This window comes from Bifidobacterium samirii, from assembly GCF_003952945.1.
Lineage (GTDB): Bacteria > Actinomycetota > Actinomycetes > Actinomycetales > Bifidobacteriaceae > Bifidobacterium > Bifidobacterium samirii.
In genome coordinates, this window is sequence record NZ_QXGK01000021.1 from 17035 (window position 1) to 33951 (window position 16917).

At 64.5% G+C, this 16917-nt stretch carries 11 protein-coding genes and 1 pseudogene; 6 read left to right on the plus strand and 6 right to left on the minus strand.

Going from position 1 to position 16917, the window contains the following annotated elements; all coding sequences use genetic code 11:
* Positions 1 to 179: 179 nt before the first annotated feature.
* Both D2E24_RS08925 and D2E24_RS08930 read right to left on the minus strand, forming a co-directional pair.
* Entirely contained in the window at positions 180 to 674 is a 495-nt protein-coding gene (locus D2E24_RS08925; protein WP_125968992.1) for a 5-methylcytosine restriction system specificity protein McrC, read from the minus strand.
* Between the two features lie 63 nt (positions 675 to 737).
* Positions 738 to 1361 (minus strand): hypothetical protein, encoded by a 624-nt coding sequence (locus D2E24_RS08930; RefSeq protein WP_125968993.1) that lies wholly within the window; start codon positions 1359 to 1361, stop codon positions 738 to 740.
* A 107-nt stretch (positions 1362 to 1468) separates the two neighbouring features.
* Between D2E24_RS08930 and dnaE the strand changes: the two are divergent.
* A pseudogene (dnaE, locus tag D2E24_RS08935) lies at positions 1469 to 5054 on the plus strand (DNA polymerase III subunit alpha).
* A 33-nt stretch (positions 5055 to 5087) separates the two neighbouring features.
* On the opposite strand, the gene D2E24_RS08940 reads toward dnaE, so the two are convergent.
* The gene (locus D2E24_RS08940) at positions 5088 to 6134 is read right to left on the minus strand and encodes a helix-turn-helix transcriptional regulator (protein WP_125968995.1); all 1047 of its coding nucleotides are present in this window, start codon (positions 6132 to 6134) and stop codon (positions 5088 to 5090) included.
* Positions 6135 to 6291: 157 nt separating this feature from the next.
* On the opposite strand from D2E24_RS08940, the gene D2E24_RS08945 reads away from it, so the two are divergent.
* The gene (locus tag D2E24_RS08945) at positions 6292 to 7014 is read left to right on the plus strand and encodes a hypothetical protein (protein ID WP_125968997.1); all 723 of its coding nucleotides are present in this window, start codon (positions 6292 to 6294) and stop codon (positions 7012 to 7014) included.
* A 15-nt stretch (positions 7015 to 7029) separates the two neighbouring features.
* Positions 7030 to 7668: a hypothetical protein gene (locus D2E24_RS08950; protein WP_125968998.1), complete on the plus strand. Its 639-nt coding sequence runs from the start codon at positions 7030 to 7032 to the stop codon at positions 7666 to 7668.
* 28 nt (positions 7669 to 7696) lie between these two features.
* Here D2E24_RS08950 and dnaJ read toward each other — a convergent pair whose 3' ends face one another.
* Together dnaJ and hrcA are read right to left on the minus strand one after the other, a co-directional pair.
* The gene (gene dnaJ / locus D2E24_RS08955; protein WP_125969000.1) at positions 7697 to 8848 is read right to left on the minus strand and encodes a molecular chaperone DnaJ; all 1152 of its coding nucleotides are present in this window, start codon (positions 8846 to 8848) and stop codon (positions 7697 to 7699) included.
* A 54-nt stretch (positions 8849 to 8902) separates the two neighbouring features.
* Positions 8903 to 9994, minus strand: coding sequence for a heat-inducible transcriptional repressor HrcA (hrcA, locus tag D2E24_RS08960; RefSeq protein WP_125969001.1), 1092 nt, complete (start codon positions 9992 to 9994; stop codon positions 8903 to 8905).
* 361 nt (positions 9995 to 10355) lie between these two features.
* On the opposite strand from hrcA, the gene tkt reads away from it, so the two are divergent.
* The 3 genes from tkt (at position 10356) to brnQ (ending at position 15265) form a co-directional block, all read left to right on the plus strand.
* Entirely contained in the window at positions 10356 to 12458 is a 2103-nt protein-coding gene (gene tkt, locus D2E24_RS08965; protein ID WP_125969002.1) for a transketolase, read from the plus strand.
* A 78-nt stretch (positions 12459 to 12536) separates the two neighbouring features.
* Complete coding sequence (gene tal, locus D2E24_RS08970; RefSeq protein WP_125969004.1) at positions 12537 to 13640, plus strand: transaldolase; 1104 nt, start codon at positions 12537 to 12539, stop codon at positions 13638 to 13640.
* A 284-nt stretch (positions 13641 to 13924) separates the two neighbouring features.
* Positions 13925 to 15265 (plus strand): branched-chain amino acid transport system II carrier protein, encoded by a 1341-nt coding sequence (gene brnQ, locus D2E24_RS08975; protein ID WP_241222944.1) that lies wholly within the window; start codon positions 13925 to 13927, stop codon positions 15263 to 15265.
* 218 nt (positions 15266 to 15483) lie between these two features.
* On the opposite strand, the gene D2E24_RS08980 is transcribed toward brnQ, so the two are convergent.
* Positions 15484 to 16875, minus strand: coding sequence for an MATE family efflux transporter (locus tag D2E24_RS08980; protein WP_125969005.1), 1392 nt, complete (start codon positions 16873 to 16875; stop codon positions 15484 to 15486).
* Between the last annotated feature and the right edge of the window lie 42 nt (positions 16876 to 16917).

Genomic DNA, 16917 nt, shown 5'->3' on the forward strand with positions numbered 1-16917 from the left:
GCCGGTCAGCGAACGTCCTCCTTTATCGAATCGATGATCACGTTCAGATCAATGCCGGATCGCTCGCGTTCGCTCGGCAGTTCGCGCACCGGAACGGCTTCGACTGTCGGCACGACATCCTCGGAATCGTCGTCGGGGATGATCGACGCGTTGTTTTGACCGTCGGGACAATACCCTTCTCAACCCAACAGATAGCGGTAGGATATGTCGCGAAGATCGGCGGTGACCCGCTCGAATTCCCGGTCCAGATCCAGAGTCCGCACGCAGATAAGGTTGCCGTCCATACGGTACTCGTCGTCGGGCAGGTCGTTCTCGTCGGTCTTCGCGTACAGCAGCATCCCGGAGACGGTCCGTCCGGTGCCGCGCAGAAAGGCTTCGGTGTTCTTCACATAGGTGAACATCTGATACAGGTTCCCCGAATGGATGGTGCGTTTGCCATAGTTGGCCTGCATGGCATGCGTGTAGTATTTCGCGTCGATGATGAGCACGCGGTCACCGGCGTCGAGGAACACGTCCGATCGCATCTGCGGCAGGTGCGACATGTCGGAGTCGGAGTCCAGAGCCCACGAGATATGCTTTGCGGACGCATTGGTCCATGGCATTTCGCGCTTGTAGTAGTTGAGGATGAACCGTTCGTACAGGCGGTTCATGGCCTTCTCATCGAAGAAGCCCATCAATCAATCAATCATACGTCATCCCGCAATCATGCCGGCATAGACCGTCTTGGACAGAGCGCCTCATCCGTTCGTTAAGCAGGCGGACATGCAGCGGAGGGTTACCAGGCCGAGTGCGATGGCTGTTCCGCATGTGATGTCGCGCACGTGTTCCGCGTCGAGTTGGAGGACACGGTGTTCCGAACGGATGGTCACGAAACCGGTCCTGAACGCGGACGCGTTGTCCAGCAGGTCGAGATAGGTGTTGACCTGTTCGACCAGCGGATCCCAACCGGCCATGTTGATGACGGTCTTGTCCGACGGGGTGCAGGTTCCGGCCTTGAGGTCGATTCCCTCGACCCCTAGGCGTCCGATACGTCCAAGGTCGGCCAGGAGTGCCAGCAGGCTCTCGACCTGCCATTCGGTGTCGTCGGAGGGATCGTTCGCCTCCACGAAGGAGTCTCCCCAGCCGGCGCTCTGTCCGATGTCCTCCGGCTCCTGATCGCCGGTTGCGCTCAGGAAGAGTTCGACGCGGCCATCGTTCCAGTCGATCTCGGTGTCCGTAGCGAGGACGGCGTCCAGGAAGGACGCCACGCGGTCCGCCGCGCGGCGGAGGCTCGCCCGGCTCATACTCGCCAGGTGGTTCCGGTCGAGCACGAGGCTCGAGTCTGCCGTGATGACGGTGGTCCAGTCAAGATCGATGAACATGGTCGGCCTTTCTTCGGTGGCGGGTGATGTTGTTCATAGCCTATGACCGACTCCGAGCATCCGGCACATATCTACCGGTGCCCGCTGCAGGGACATACGGTTTGGGCATGGCCGAAACGGGAAAGAGTTTTGTACATCTGCATAATCACACGCATTATTCGTTGTTGGACGGCGCGTCGAAGATCCCGAATCTGGTAAATCGCGTCAAGGAGCTTGGCATGCCTGCGGTGGGCATCACCGATCACGGCAACATGCATGGCGCGTATGAGATGTGGAGTACGGCAGTCAAGGCCGACGTCAAGCCGATCATCGGCATCGAGGCGTATGTGACGCCGGAGACCGCGCGTCAGGACCCGACCCGTGTCAGTTGGGATACGAACTGGGATCCGAATCTTGACGAGAAGCATCGCCGGCGCAACCCGGACGACGTGTCCGGCGGCGGCTGGTATACGCATCTGACCATGTGGGCGGAAACCGACGAGGGACTTTCCAATCTCATCAAAGCGTCCTCCATCGCGAATCTCGAAGGACGAGTGGCGAAATATCCACGCATGGACAAAGACGCGCTCTCTACCTACTCGAAAGGTGTGATCGCTTCGTCGGGCTGTCCGTCGGGCATTATTCAGACGCGTTTGCGGCTTGGTCAGTTCGATGAGGCGTTGCGTGCGGCGGGCGAGTTGCAGGACATCTTCGGCAGGGATAATTTCTTCATCGAGTTGATGGATCATGGTTTGAAGATCGAGACGCAGGTGACCAATGACCTGTTGACGATCGCGAAGAAGCTGGATGCGCCCTTGTTGGCGACGAATGATTCGCACTATGTGCATGAGGCGGATCGTGACGCGCAGGATGCGATGCTGTGCATCAATTCGGGCGACACGTTGGATAATCCGGACCGGTTCAAGTTCGATGGTTCTGGTTACTACATCAAGTCGGCAGAGGAGATGCGCGACCTGTTCCAGGATTTGCCTCAGGCGTGCGATAACACGTTGGAAATCGCGGAGCGTTGCAACGTGATGTTCGATGACAACGAGGACGGCGCGTTCATGCCGCAGTTCGTCTGCCCCGAGGGGTGGGACGAGACGAGCCTGTTCTTGAAGAAGGTCGAGGAGGGGCTCGAGCAGCGCTACGACGGCAATCCGCCGATCGAGGTGTTGAAGCAGGCGGATTACGAGTGCGGCGTGATCTGTCAGATGCAGTTCTGCGGCTACTTCCTGGTCGTGGCCGATTACATCAACTGGGCCAAGAACCACGGCGTGATGGTGGGTCCGGGTCGTGGTTCGGCGGCAGGCGCGATGGTCGCGTACGCGATGGGCATCACCGAGTTGGATCCGCTGAAGCATGGTCTGATCTTCGAACGCTTCCTGAACCCGGAACGTGTCAGCCTGCCGGATATTGATGTGGACTTCGATCCGGTCGGCCGCGCGAGGGTGCTCAAGTACGTGGCCGACAAGTACGGACATGACAAGGTCGCCCAATGTGTGATCTACGGCACGATCAAGACGAAACAGGCCCTGAAGGATTCGGCGCGCATCATGGGCTACGACTTTTCTGTAGGCGATGCAGCCACCAAGGCGCTGCCCCCGGCGGCCACGGGCGGCAAGGACATCGGCCTGCACGACATCTTCAATCCGAAGGCGAAACGGTATGCCGAGGCGCGCGAATACCGTGAACTCTATGATTCCAATCCGGATATCAGGCGCATCACCGAAAAAGCCAAGGGTATCGAGGATCTGATCCGTCAAACCGGTGTACATGCTTGTGCCACCATCATGGGCAGTGTTCCCATCACCGACGTTTCGCCTTTGCTGGAGCGCAAGGATGGCACTATCACCACCACGTTCGAATACCATACGTGCGAAACGTTGGGGCTGGTCAAGATGGACTTCCTCGGTCTGTCCAACCTCACGACCATCCGCGACACGATCCGCAACATCACGGCGAACGGAAAGCCAGCCATCGATTACACGAAGATCCCGCTAGACGACAAGCCGACGTACGATCTGCTGTCTCGCGGCGACACGCTCGGCGTGTTCCAACTCGATTCCGATGGCATCCGCTCCCTGCTCAAAACCATGAGACCCACCTGTTTCAACGATGTCTCCGCGTTGATCGCCCTGTACCGTCCCGGTCCGATGGGCATGAAATCGCACATCATGTACGCCAGACGCAAGAACGGTCTGGAATCCGTCAAACCCCATCCATCCCGAGCTGGACGAGCCGCTCAAGCAGGTGCTCGATGAGACGTACGGTCTGATCATCTACCAGGAGCAGGTGCAGTCCGCGGCGCGTATCCTCGCCGGTTATTCGCTAGGCAAGGCGGACGTGCTGCGTCGAGCCATGAGCAAGAAGAAGCAGGAGGTGCTGGCCAAGGAGAAGGTGCCGTTCTTCGCCGGCATGAAGGCGCACGGCCATTCGGAGGAGGCCTCCGAGGCGATCTGGGAGATACTGGTCCCATTTTCCGAATATGCGTTCAACAAGGCGCATTCGGCCGCCTATGGCCTGATCTCGTACTGGACTGCGTATTTGAAGACGCATTGTCCGGTCGAGTTCATGGCCGCCCTGTTGCAGGGCGCGTCCACGAACAAGGACAAGACCGCGCTCTACCTGGGCGAGGCGCGTCGCATGGGCATCCAGGTGCTCTCCCCGGACGTCAACGAATCGGTGTACGAGTACTCCGCTGTCGGCAACGATATTCGCTTCGGTCTCGGAGCAATCCGAAACATCGGCGAGAAAGCCGTAGCCGACATCATCGCCGAACGCGAAAGTCTGCGCGGTCCATACAAGAATTTCATGGACTTCATCCGCCGCGTTCCGTTGACTGTACTGAGCCGTCAGCTGATCGAATCACTCATCAAGGCCGGCGCGTTCGACTCCACCGATCCTAGCCGTCATGCTTTGAGTGTCGTGCGCGACGCCGCCATTGATGTAATGATTCCAATCAAGCGCAAGCAGGAGCAAGGTCAGTTTAGTCTGTTCTCCGAAAATGAGGATGGCAGGGCTGAGACCATGGGTGATGCCGGCATTGCCGTGCCTGATGCAGCGGAGTGGGATAAGAAGACCAAACTGAATTTCGAGCGTGAGGTGCTTGGCCTATATGTGTCCGATCACCCGCTCTCCGGCATGCAGGCGGTATTGACCGGTTTGCGTGACATGTCAATTGCGCATCTGATTAATCAGGCCAGGACGATGGCTGATGGTCGGCAGGTCACGCTTGCAGGTTTGATTACTGGCGTAGATCGGCGTGTGTCGAAGAAAGGTAATCCGTGGGCGATTGTGACGATTGAGGATATGGAGAGCCGTATCCAATGCATGTTCTTCGGCAAGGTGTACGAGGCGGCGTCTGCTGAGTTGGCGTTGGATTCCGTGGCGCAGATTCGCGGTCGGGTGCAACTACGAGACGAAGCCGTATCTCTACGCGCCACAGAACTGCAGGTCCCTGACCTGGGAGATGGGAATATTCGCTCGCTGACGGTTCTTGTACCGTGGAACGTAGCCAATCGTGCGAACATGAACGGACTCAGGCAAGCGCTGCTGAGATACCCTGGTCTCTGCGAGACCAAACTCGCTTTGTCGGATGGCCATGGCAACACTCAGGTCCTCACACTTGGTGATCGGTACCGCGTCAAACGGAACGCGGCGCTGTTCGCCGAGATCAAAAGTCTTTTCGGTCCAAGATGCCTTGTCGAATAACCAATAATTGCTTTGCCTCCGATGGATGTTTCGTCACTCGTATCGGTCGAGCAGGATGTGGCCGGCCCGGCGCAGTTCGTCGCGGATCGACTGTGGCTCCAGCACCGTGATGCGCACGCCGCTGGTGGTGTACTGCAACGCCCACCAGATCACGCCCTGCTCGGTCGATCTGATGGTCACCTCGTAGACAGCATCGCCGATCCGCGTGGCCCTGGCATCAGGGAACCAGTCGAACACCGGCTCGAGCCCGCCCTCGACGCGAATCCGCACCGGCACCGCCGGTCCGGCAGACGGGTACGGACGCTCGTCCAGGAACTCCGTCAGGTCGACCGGATCTCCGTCCGCGTCGGTGAGACTATCGAACGCACGCTCCACCGTATGATCCATGTCGTCGACGTGCAAGTCGCGGATGCGTTCGACATGCAGGTACGCCAACGTATCGTACGGGTGCAGATGGCAGATCAGATAGTATTTCCCGTTCTTGTACCGCAGATCATACGGGTCGGCCGCATACTCCCTCGCAACACCATCCGAGTCGAGCCTCGGGACAAGATCGCCGTCCACATCATACTCGCAGTAGTGGAAACGAATGCTCCGCTCATGGGCGATGGCGTCGTTCAACCGTTCGATGTTGTTGAGGAACTCACGATTGTAATGCTTGGGCGTAGGCAGCGAACCACGGATGCCGAACTGCCGGGAACGGCCGGCGAACGCGTAGATCCTGGCAATGAGATCCCGCAGATACTCCCCGTCCGAACGCGACAAGGCCGCACCATCCGCAAGCAGACGCATCTGCGCGGTATCAAACACGGGCTCGATATACCAGCCGGAACGCGGGTCAACGCTGGTCATGTTCCTCAGATCCCCCGGAGTGATCCGGTCGACCCTGCGACCGAACGGCTGCATCGCCCGCAACGCATGCAAATGACCCCGAATCGTTTTCTCGGTCGCCCCGAGCTGCTCGGCAAGCCAGACGGCCGTGACACCATGCTCACGATCCGTGTGCTCGTCAAGCAGCTCGAGGATCCCCACAGCAATCTCAGACCGCACGGAAGCATTGCGAGACGAACCCTGCGCCATAACCGCATCCTTTCATCACAACCAGCCAAGCTGCAGCCGGACCCATAGCCTTTTTCTCGCAATCCCACAGCAGGACAGCGTCAGCCGGTAGAAATCTACCTACCCATGATAGGCCGGCAGACACTGGAACCGAACGAAACGATCGGAGAACAAGCTGATGAATGATCCTGTTGCCGCGAACAACCAAATCCCGTCAGTGGGCCGGATGACGCCCACCCAGCTGATCGAACTGCTCCAGCCGCTCGACGAACAATTCGAGCAGATCGAAACAATCGAACACGGCATCCAAACCGCCCACGAAGTCATGAAGAAGAACGAAACGGAATACGACATCGGCATGGCCTGCCTCCTATTGGCCGGACTCATCGGCGCAGGCGCGCTCCTGTACGCGTGCGTCAGCGAGCCATGGAACCACGATGCGCCCGTCGCCTCCCTCATCGCCGGCCTGATCGGCATCATTCCCCTGCTCGTCGGACTGAACCAGCTTCGGGTGTACCGGCACAACATCGATACCGTCTTCCCCGCGCTCTATCCGGCGATCGCCGCCGACGAACAATCCATCGACACGATCCGCAAAACCATGCGCCCCACCCTGCTCCTGCTTCCCGTCACCTGCCGCAACGGCGAGGCGAACGCGTACATCCTGCAGATGCTCATCTGCGGTCGCGCCGATGGTTTCAACACCGCCGTCACACTCTGGGAGGAACACGAACACCGCCGCCGCATGGAACAGTACGAACAAGACAAGGTGACAGAAGCCCGCAAACAGACCACGGCACTCGCCATATCCGCCCCGGCACAAGCCAGCCAGGCGTTCGAGGCGAGGCGACAGACCCGGGAACTGCGCGGCCTGCGCGACGACCTGAACAACCGACACTAAAGGAGACAACGACCCATGAACGACCAGTACTCTCCCGAACGCGACCAGACGCGCGCCCTCACGTTGCAGGCATTGGCCATCATCGCAGCCATCATGCTCATCATCGCGGCCGCCGTCGCCCTGTACAAACTCGACCAATCACAGGCGTACGATGCGGCCGGGAACCTTATTACAGACGATAGCTCGTCATCGACCTACTCCAACGACGGCGAGGACGACGGATATACAGACGATACGGGCTCAGACGATGCGAGCGGCGACAATGCCGAATCGGACACCGCCACCTGGGAAGCGCAGAATCCGGAACTGGCCGGCATCGTCACCGAATGCGGCAACATGCTCGACCTCCGCGTCACCGTCAACAACGACACCGAACTAGGCGACAAGCCGGTCACGACGTTCTACGAACACGGTATCGAATTCGCCTATAACACGACCAACGAAACCAACCGACAGGCCATGACCTGCGTCGGCAAAGCGATCGGAGCCAACGACCCGAACCTCTTCTACCGGAAGATCACCGCACTGGGCAAAATGTACCAAGACCCCGGCGGCGGCATCATTCCCCAGTCCGCTAAAACCCGATGTTCGATGACGGGCACGTCGAACGTTCCGATACGCCGAAAACACGATGGCTGCTTCCCCTTGCAGTAAGGGGAAGCAGCCATCGTCCAGCGCCTGGTCAGCTCAGCGCGTCCTTGAGTTTGCTGAAGAAGCCGCCCTTGCGCGCGCCGGCGGCGGCCGGCTTGGAGCCCTGGGCCACGTGGGAGGCGTCGCCGTCGTGGCTGGCGGCGAATTCCTCCATGAGCTCGCGTTCGCGGTCGGTGAGCTTGGTGGGGGTGACGACGGCGATGTGGGCGATGAGGTCGCCGCGTTCGTCGGGCTGGCGCATGCGGGTGACGCCCAGTCCCTTGACGGTGACGGTGTCCTCCTGCTGGCAGCCTTCGGGGATGGTGATGGTGCGGGTGCCGTCGAACGTGTCGATGTCGAGGTCGTGGCCGAGCACGGCCCAGCTCATCGGCACCTGGATCCAGCAGTGCAGGTCGTCGCCGTCGCGGGTGAACTGCTTGTCGGCGCGGATGCGCACGTCGATGTACAGGTCGCCGGCGGCGCCGCCGCCTTCGCCGACCTCGCCCTGGCCGGACAGGCGCAGGCGCGCGTCGTCCTTGATGCCGGCGGGGATGTTGACGCCGACGGTGCGCGTGGTGCGCACGCGGCCGTGGCCCATGCACGACGGGCAGGGGTTCTCGATGACGTCGCCATGGCCTTCGCAGCGGTCGCAGGGCGCGGAGGTCATCATCTGGCCGAGCATGGTGCGCACGACCTTCTGGGTGAAGCCCTGGCCGTGGCACTGCGGGCAGGTGACCGGCTTGGCGCCGTTGTTCGAGCCGGAGCCGGAGCACTGCTGGCACAGGCCGAACGTGTTGATGCGCACCTGGGCGGTGCCGCCGAACACGGCGGTCTTCAGGTCGATGGTCGTGGAGGCGAGCGCGTCGCGGCCCGGCTGGGTGCGCGGCGTGGGGCCCTGGCCGCCGCCGAACGCGCCGCCGAAGAACTGGCCGAAGATGTCGCCCATGTCCCCCATGCCGGAGAAGCCGCCGCCCGGGTAGCCGCCGCCTCCGGGGGCGTTGGGGTCGACGCCCGCGTCGTACATGCGGCGCTTGTCGGGGTCGCTCAGGACCTCGTAGGCGTTGTTGACCTCCTTGAACTTGTCCTCGTATTCGGGGCCGGCGAGATCGGGATGGTATTTGCGGCTCATCTTGCGATACGCCTTCTTGATCTCGTCGTCGCCGGCGTTCTTGTCGACGCCGAGCACCTCGTAGTAGTCTGCCACTGTCCGTTTCCTTCTATCGTGTGCTGTCGCGGGTCATTGTGCCATGAGCCGGGGTCATCCCTCGGCCGTGTCGGCGCCTCCGGCGGCGACGGTGGCCGTCAGGTATCTGGCCACGGCCCGCACCGCGGCGATCGTCGCGGCGTAGTCCATGTGGGTGGGGCCGATCGAGCCGACGAAGGCGACCGGAGATGCCGTCGCCCCGTCGCCCGCGTCCGTCGTCCCGTCGCCGGTCTCCGATGCGTTCCCGTATCCGCCGGCGACGACGGAGGCATGCATGAGGCCGGGCGTGTGCGTCTCCGATCCGATGGCCACGCCGGCGCCGGCGGCCCCGTGTTCGGCGCTCAGCTCGCTCATCAGGCGCATGATGACGACCTGCTCCTCGAGCGCGTCGAACAATGGAGCCAGGTCGTCGGGCGACCCCTGGTAGGCGAGCCGGGACGCGCCGGCCACATACAGTTCGCCGGCCATCTCGTCGTCGGCCATGCCGTCGAACGCGTCGGCGAGCGATTCGCACAGGGCGGCGTGCCCCTGCCAGCGCGGGTCGCGGGCGAGCGTGCGCACCAGGTCGGCGGCGGCGGTCAGCGGCCGTCCTCCGCAGCGCGCGTTGACGGCCTCGCCCAGCGCGGCGAGGGCGTCGGGAGCGGGCATGCGGCGCACACCGATCGTGTGCTGGGCGACGCGTCCGGTGTCGGTGATGACGACGGCGAGCAGCGCCATCGAGGCGACCGGCACGAGCTCGACGTGACGCAGCGTCGCCTTGGACAACGACGGCGAGGCGACGACGGCGACCTGCCCGGTGATGCTCGACAGGATGCGCGCGGCCCGGCGCAGCGTGTCCTGCAGGCTCACCGAGCCGGACAGGAACGCGGCGATGCCGCTGCGCTGCGCGGGGCTCATCGGCATGACGGTCGACAGGCGGTCCACGAAGTACCGGTACCCCTTCTCCGTGGGGATGCGTCCGGCGGACGTGTGCGGCTGGGTGAGGTAGCCCTCGTCCTCCAGCGCGGCCATGTCGTTGCGGATCGTGGCCGAGCTGACGCCCAGATCGTGCCGGCGCGCCAGCGCGGTCGACCCGATCGGCTCGTGCGAGCGGATGTAGTCCTCCACGACGGCGCGCAGCACGAGCATGCGCCGGTTGCCGGTCATATGCGCCTCCTTCTGCCGGTCCCGTATCCCCCCCCCGCCGCGGCCGGGCGTGCCGTACGGGACGCGCGGGAGCGGCGGGGACGTGATTCCACGCATACTGTATTAGCACTCCACGGGCGCGAGTGCTAATCGTTCGGCTCCGGGAGAAGCGGCGGACGCGCCGACCCGGCCGCATGCATGTGCGGAAAACCGTAACGGATGATAACTGTGAACGCTAACAGCACACAAGGTCACAAAAACACGCCAAAATCGCACCGCTAAGTCGTTTCGCACGGCTACTATGTAAGAGCAATGTGAGGGCACTCATGGCGCGGCACAAGCCGAAGGCGTGGTGTCCGAAGTATTGGAAGGAAAGTAATCCATGACCGAATTCAAGGAGACCGAGCTCGACGAGCGCGCCATCAAGATGGCGAAGGTCCTCTCCGCTGACGCCGTCGAGCGTGCGGGCCACGGCCACCCCGGCTCCCCCGTCTCGCTGGCGCCGATCGCGTACACGCTGTATCAGCACTTCATCAAGCATGATCCGAACGATCCCCAGTGGGAAGGTCGCGACCGCTTCATCCTTTCCGGCGGCCACGCCTCCCTCACCCAGTACGTCCAGCTCTACTTCTCCGGCTACGGCCTGACCCTGGACGACCTGAAGAACTTCCGCGGCGGCGCCGACACCCGCACCCCGGGCCACCCGGAGTACGGCCTGACCCCGGGCATCGAGATGACCACCGGTCCGCTGGGCCAGGGCGTCGCCTCCGCCATCGGCTTCGCGTACGGCCAGCGCTTCCAGCGCGGCCTGCTCGACCCGCAGGCCCCGGCCGGCGAGTCCCCGTTCGACCACAACATCTGGGTCATCTGCGGTGAGGGCGACATCGAGGAGGGCATCTCCGGCGAGGCCGCCTCCCTGGCCGCCAACCAGAAGCTCGGCAACCTGACCGTGATCTTCGACGCCAACCGCATCCAGATCGAGGGCGACACCAACCTGGTGCTGGCCGAGGACGTGCTCAAGCGCTACGAGGCCTACGGCTGGTACACCGACGAGTTCAGCTTCATCCAGCCCGACGGCTCCTACAAGGAGGACGTCGAAGGCCTGGCCGAGGCCATCGCCAAGGCCCAGGCCGCCGCTCCGGACCAGCCGAAGCTGATCAAGGTCGACACCCTGATCGCCTGGCCGGCCCCGGGCAAGACCAACGACCCGTCCGCCCACGGCTCCAAGCTGGGCGCCGAGGCCGTCGCCGGCATGAAGGAACTGCTGGGCTACGACCCGGCCGAGTCCTTCCACGTCGACGAGGAGGCCCTCGCCCACGCCCGCAAGGTCGCCGACCGCGGCCTCGAGGCCCACAAGGCCTGGGACGAGAAGTACAACGCCTGGCGCGAGGCCAACCCGGACAAGGCCGCCCTGTACGACCGCATCAAGGCCGGCGAGCTGCCCGAGGGCTTCGACAAGGCCATCGACGACCTCGAGGCGACCTTCGAGGTCGGCAAGGGCGTCGCCACCCGTGGCGCCTCCGGCTCCGTCCTGAACGCCATCGCCGCCGTCATGCCCGAGCTGTGGGGCGGCTCCGCCGATCTGGGCGGCTCCAACAAGACCGACCTCAAGGGCGCGGAGACCTTCGCCCCGGCCGAGTGCGCCACCAAGCAGTGGCCGGTGTGCAGCCCGTACGGCCGCCAGCTCCACTTCGGCGTGCGCGAGTTCGCCATGGGCGCCATCACCAACGGCATCCTGCTGGGCTCCCACACCCGTCCGTTCGGCGGCACCTTCTTCATGTTCTCCGACTACGAGCGTCCGGCCGTGCGTCTGGCCGCCCTCATGGAGATCCCGAACCTGTACGTGTGGTCCCACGACTCCGTCGCCGTCGGCGAGGACGGCCCGACCCACCAGCCGGTCGAGCACCTGGCCTCCTTCCGCGCCATCCCGCAGCTCGAGGTCGTCCGCCCGGCCGACGCCTTCGAGACCGCCGAAGCCTACCGCGCCTTCTTTGAGAAGAAGAACACGCTGCCGGCCGCGATGATCCTGACCCGTCAGGGCGTGCCGACCCTCGCCGAGACCGCCGAGAAGGCCAAGGACGGCGTGAAGAAGGGCGCCTACGTGCTCGTCGACACCGAGGGCACCCCGGACGTCATCATCATGGCCACCGGCTCCGAGGTCCAGTGGGCCGTCGCCGCCGCCAAGACCCTGGCCGAGAAGGGCGTCAAGGCCCGCGTCGTCTCCATGGTCTGCGTCGAGTGGTTCGAGGAGCAGGACGCCGAGTACCGCGAGGCCGTCCTCCCGTCCTCCGTCAAGGCCCGCGTCTCTGTCGAGGCCGGCCTGGCCATGCCGTGGTACAAGTACCTCGGCTCCTACGGCAAGCCGGTCTCCATCGAGCAGTTCGGCCTGCAGGGCGACGGCGCCCAGAACATGATCGACCTGGGCATCACCGCCGAGCACGTCGTGGCCGCCGCCGAGGCGTCCATCGCCGAGGCCAACGCCTGATCCCCAAGCCGACCCTCGCCTCCCTCCCCCGCGGAGGGAGGCGGTCTCATGAATTTCATCCAACAAAGGAGAACAACAATGACCGAAGCAACCCAGCGCACGTCCGATTCCGGCGTCTCCATCTGGCTGGACGACCTGTCCCGCTCCCGCATCGAGTCCGGCTCCCTGCAGGACCTGATCGCCAACAAGAACGTCGTGGGCGTGACCACCAACCCGTCCATCTTCCAGAAGGCCCTCGCCGAGGTCGGCCCGTACGACGAGCAGCTCAAGGAGCTCGGCAAGGTCGACGTCGAGACCGCCATCCGCGAGCTGACCACCACCGACGTGCGCAACGCGACCGACATCTTCCGTGAGATCGCCGAGGCGACCGACTTCGTCGACGGCCGCGTCTCCATCGAGGTCGACCCGCGTCTGGCCCACGAGACCGAGGCCACCGAGGTCCAGGCCGTCGAGCTGTGGGAGAAGGTCAACCGTCCGAACGCGATGATCAAGATCCCGGCGACCCTCGAGGGCCTGCCGGCCATCACCGCCACCCTGGCCAAGGGCATCTCCGTCAACGTGACCCTGATCTTCTCGCTCGAGCGCTACGAGCAGGTCATCGACGCCTTCATCGAGGGCATCGCCCAGGCCGACGCCAACGGCCACGACCTCAAGCACATCGGCTCCGTCGCCTCCTTCTTCGTCTCCCGCGTGGACACCGCGGTCGACGCCAAGCTCGAGGAGATCGGCACCGACGAGGCCAAGGCCCTCGAAGGCAAGGCCGCCATCGCCAACGCCCGCATCGCGTACGAGCTGTTCGAGAACAAGTTCGCGAACGACCCGCGCTGGGCCGCCCTGGAAGCCAAGGGCGCCAAGAAGCAGCGTCCGCTGTGGGCCTCCACCGGCACCAAGAACCCGAACTACTCCGACTGCGTGTACGTCGACGAGCTCGTCGGCCCGTTCATCGTCAACACCATGCCGGAGAAGACCCTGAACGCCCTCGCCGACCACGGCAACGGCGCCCCGACCATCGCGGGCACCTACGAGGAGAGCCACGCCGTCATGGACAAGCTCGCCGAGCTGGGCATCGACTTCAAGGCCGTGACCGACAAGCTCGAGGCCGACGGCGTCGCCGCGTTCATCAAGTCCTGGGATTCCGTCCTCACCGACGTCCAGGCCGGCATCGACCGCGTCAACGGCTGATTGAGGCCGCGCCGGACTCCGTCCGATGATTGACGACGGACCGTCCGGAGCATAGACGACGAGGAGGGGCTCCCGATCTCATGATCGGGAGCCCCTCCTCGTCGTATGCGGAGCGTGCCCCGGCCGCGGGCGCGGTGCTCGCCGGACGGCGGCGCGTCATATGACCCGCCGCCCCGGGGCATCCCGCCGTGGCGAGCCTCGGCGGTTTCTCTGTTATCATGGGATGTCGGCCCGACGGAGGGCCAGCCGCCCCCACCTCCCCACTCCCGCGACAAGGAGCGACCATGACCCTGACCGGCCGCCAGCGCCTGCTGATGACCTTCACGTTCTTCTCGATGTTCTTCGGCGCCAGCAACCTGATCTTCCCGCCGTTCGTCGGCGCCCAGGCCGGATCGGCCAGCGTCGGCGCGCTCGCCGGGTTCATCGTATCGGCCGTGGGCCTGCCCATCCTCGGCGTGCTCGCCGTCTCCTCCGCCGGCGGGTTCGACCGGCTCTCCGCCCGAGTCTCCCCCCGCTTCGCATCGCTGCTCGGCCTGGCCATCATCCTGACGATCGGCCCGTGCTTCGCGATCCCGCGCACCGCGACCACGTCGTTCGAGATGATGGTCGTCCCCCACCTGCCCGACGGCATGCCCAAGTGGGCCGCCCAGCTGGCGTATTCGGCCGTGTTCTTCGCCGTCGCGTTCCTCCTCGCCCAGCATCCCGAACGCATCTCCGGCGTGCTCGGCCGCTACATGGGCCCGCTCCTGCTCGTCATGATCGCCGTCGTGTTCGGCGCGTGCCTCGTCCACGGCGTCGACACGGCCGCGGCGCCGTCGGGCGACTATGCGGACGGACAGGTCGCACGCGGCTTCCTCGACGGCTACCAGACCATCGACCTGCCGGCGGCCCTGTACTTCGGCATCGTCATCGCCTCCAACATCCGCTCGCGCGGCGTCGACGACGAACGTCAGATCGGCCGCGAGACGTTCTACGCGGGTCTGGGCACCGGCGTGCTGCTCATCGCCGTGTACGCGGCGCTCGGCTACGTGGGCGTCGTCTCCGGGTCGATCACGCCGGTCGACGCGGCGCACGACACCGGCGCGACCGTGCTGACGAACCTCACGGCGTCGCTGTCGGGCACGGCCGGCACCGCGTTCCTCGGCGTCGTGTTCCTCATCGCCTGCCTCAACGTGTGCACGGGCCTGATCTGCACGTGCGGCACGTACTTCCACGAGCGGTTCCGCACCGACGGCGGCCGCGGCGTCAGCTACCGCGGCTGGCAGAGCCTGATCACCGTGTTCGGGTTCGTCGTGTCGAACGCGGGGCTGAGCGCCATCATCAAGGTGTCGGTGCCGGTGCTGTCCGCCCTCTACCCCATCGCTATCGTGCTCGTGCTGCTCTCGCTCGTCCACCGCGTGTTCTCGTCGCGCTTCCCGCGCGTCTACCTGTGGACCGTCGTGTGCGTCGGCGTCGTCTCGTTCGCCGACTGCGCCGACAAGCTCGCCGCCGTGTTCGGCCTGACCGTGCCCGTCCTGCCCGGTCTGCTGGAGCTGCTCCCCCTGCACGACCAGCAGCTCGGCTGGCTGCTGCCCGCCTGCGTCGGCCTGATCGTCGGCGTCGCCGACTCGCGCCTCCGACGCTGACGCGCGGTTCTCGACGGGGCGGCCGGTGTGACGACGATCGTCATGCCGGCCGCCCTTCTGATTCGTCCGAGACCTCGCAACGGACGCGCGATCATGTGGTCCGCGTGTCCGTTGCGAGGTTTGGACGGCACCGGGCTTCGCAACGGACACGCGCACATCGTGATCGCGTGTCCATTGCGAAGCCGGAATGGCCCTGTCCGTATGAATGACGGCCGTAGTCAGACGCGCGCGTCGCGCATGCCGCGCGCGATGCGGCGGTACGTGACGGCGAACAGGACGCCGGCGACGATGCCGGACGTCGCGTCGGAGATCGGCTCGGCCACGAAGATGCCCGTCGCGCCGAGCCAATGCGGCAGCAGCAGGGCGAGCGGCGTCAGGAGGATCACCTTGCGCAGGATCGCGAGGAACACGCTCTGCTTCGCCTGCCCCATGCCGACGAGCGCGCACTGGGCGCCCATCTGGATGCCGAACACGCCCCACCCGCACACGAACACCGGCAGCATCGACGCGACGATGGCCACGACGTGCGCGTTGCCGGTGAACCAGGACGCGAAGAATCCGGGGAACGCGGCCAGCACGGCCGTCAGCGACACGGCCGACGCGATCTGCGTGACGAACGCCATGACGATCGCGCGGCGCACGCGGTCCATCCGGCGCGCCCCGTAGTTGAAGCCGATGATCGGCTGGATGCCCTGCTGGAAGCCGGACGTGAGCACGTTGACGATCTGCATGAGCGACGTGACGATCGTGATCGCTGCCACGTAGTCGTCGCCGCCGTAGCGTTGCAGGCCGATGTTGAACACCACGTTGATCAGGCATTCGGTGATCTGCATGATGAACGGCGCCAGTCCCAGCGCCAGCGCGGGCAGGAGGATCCGGTCGAACCGGATGTTCGACGCGCGCAGGCGGATGCCGCTGCGCCCCGACGACAGGTAGGCGACGATCCACGCCGCGGAGATGAGCTGGGCGATCACGTTCGCAAGCGCCGCTCCGCGGACGCCCCATCCGAGGGCGAGGATGAAGACGGGGTCGAGGACGATGCTGACGCCGGTGCCGATGAGGACGGAGGTCATGGCGATGCCGGTGCGTCCCTGGGCGGCGATGAAGGGGTTGAGGCCGAGGGTGAGTTGGACGAAGAGGGTGCCGGCGAGGTAGATGGTGATGAAGTCGACGGCGTAGTCGATGGTGGCGTCGCTGGCGCCGAATGCGGTGAGGATGGGGCGTTTGGCGAGTTGGAGGATGATGGTGAGGGTGATGGCGATGGTGATGAGGGCGGTGACGGATGCGCCGAGGATGCGTTCGGCCTTGCGGAAGTTGCCGCGGCCGAGTTCGATGCTGGCGCGGGGTGCGCCGCCGGCGCCGATGAGCTGGGCGAAGACGGTGACGGCGAGGAGTATGGGGAAGCAGATGCCGACGCCGGTCATGGCGTCGTCGCCGTGGCCGGGGATGCGGGCGATGAAGAGGCGGTCGATGATGGTGTAGGAGGCGTTGGCGCCTTGGGCGATGATGGTGGGGACGGACATGGTCAGGGCGAGTCGGGTGACCGGTGCGGTGGCCAGTGCGGGCTGCGTGGGTTGTGTGGTTGGCGTGGTTGGTGTGGTGGCGGTCATCGTCGTCTCCTCGTTCGGCCTCTCCCTGCCGGCGTGTGCGCG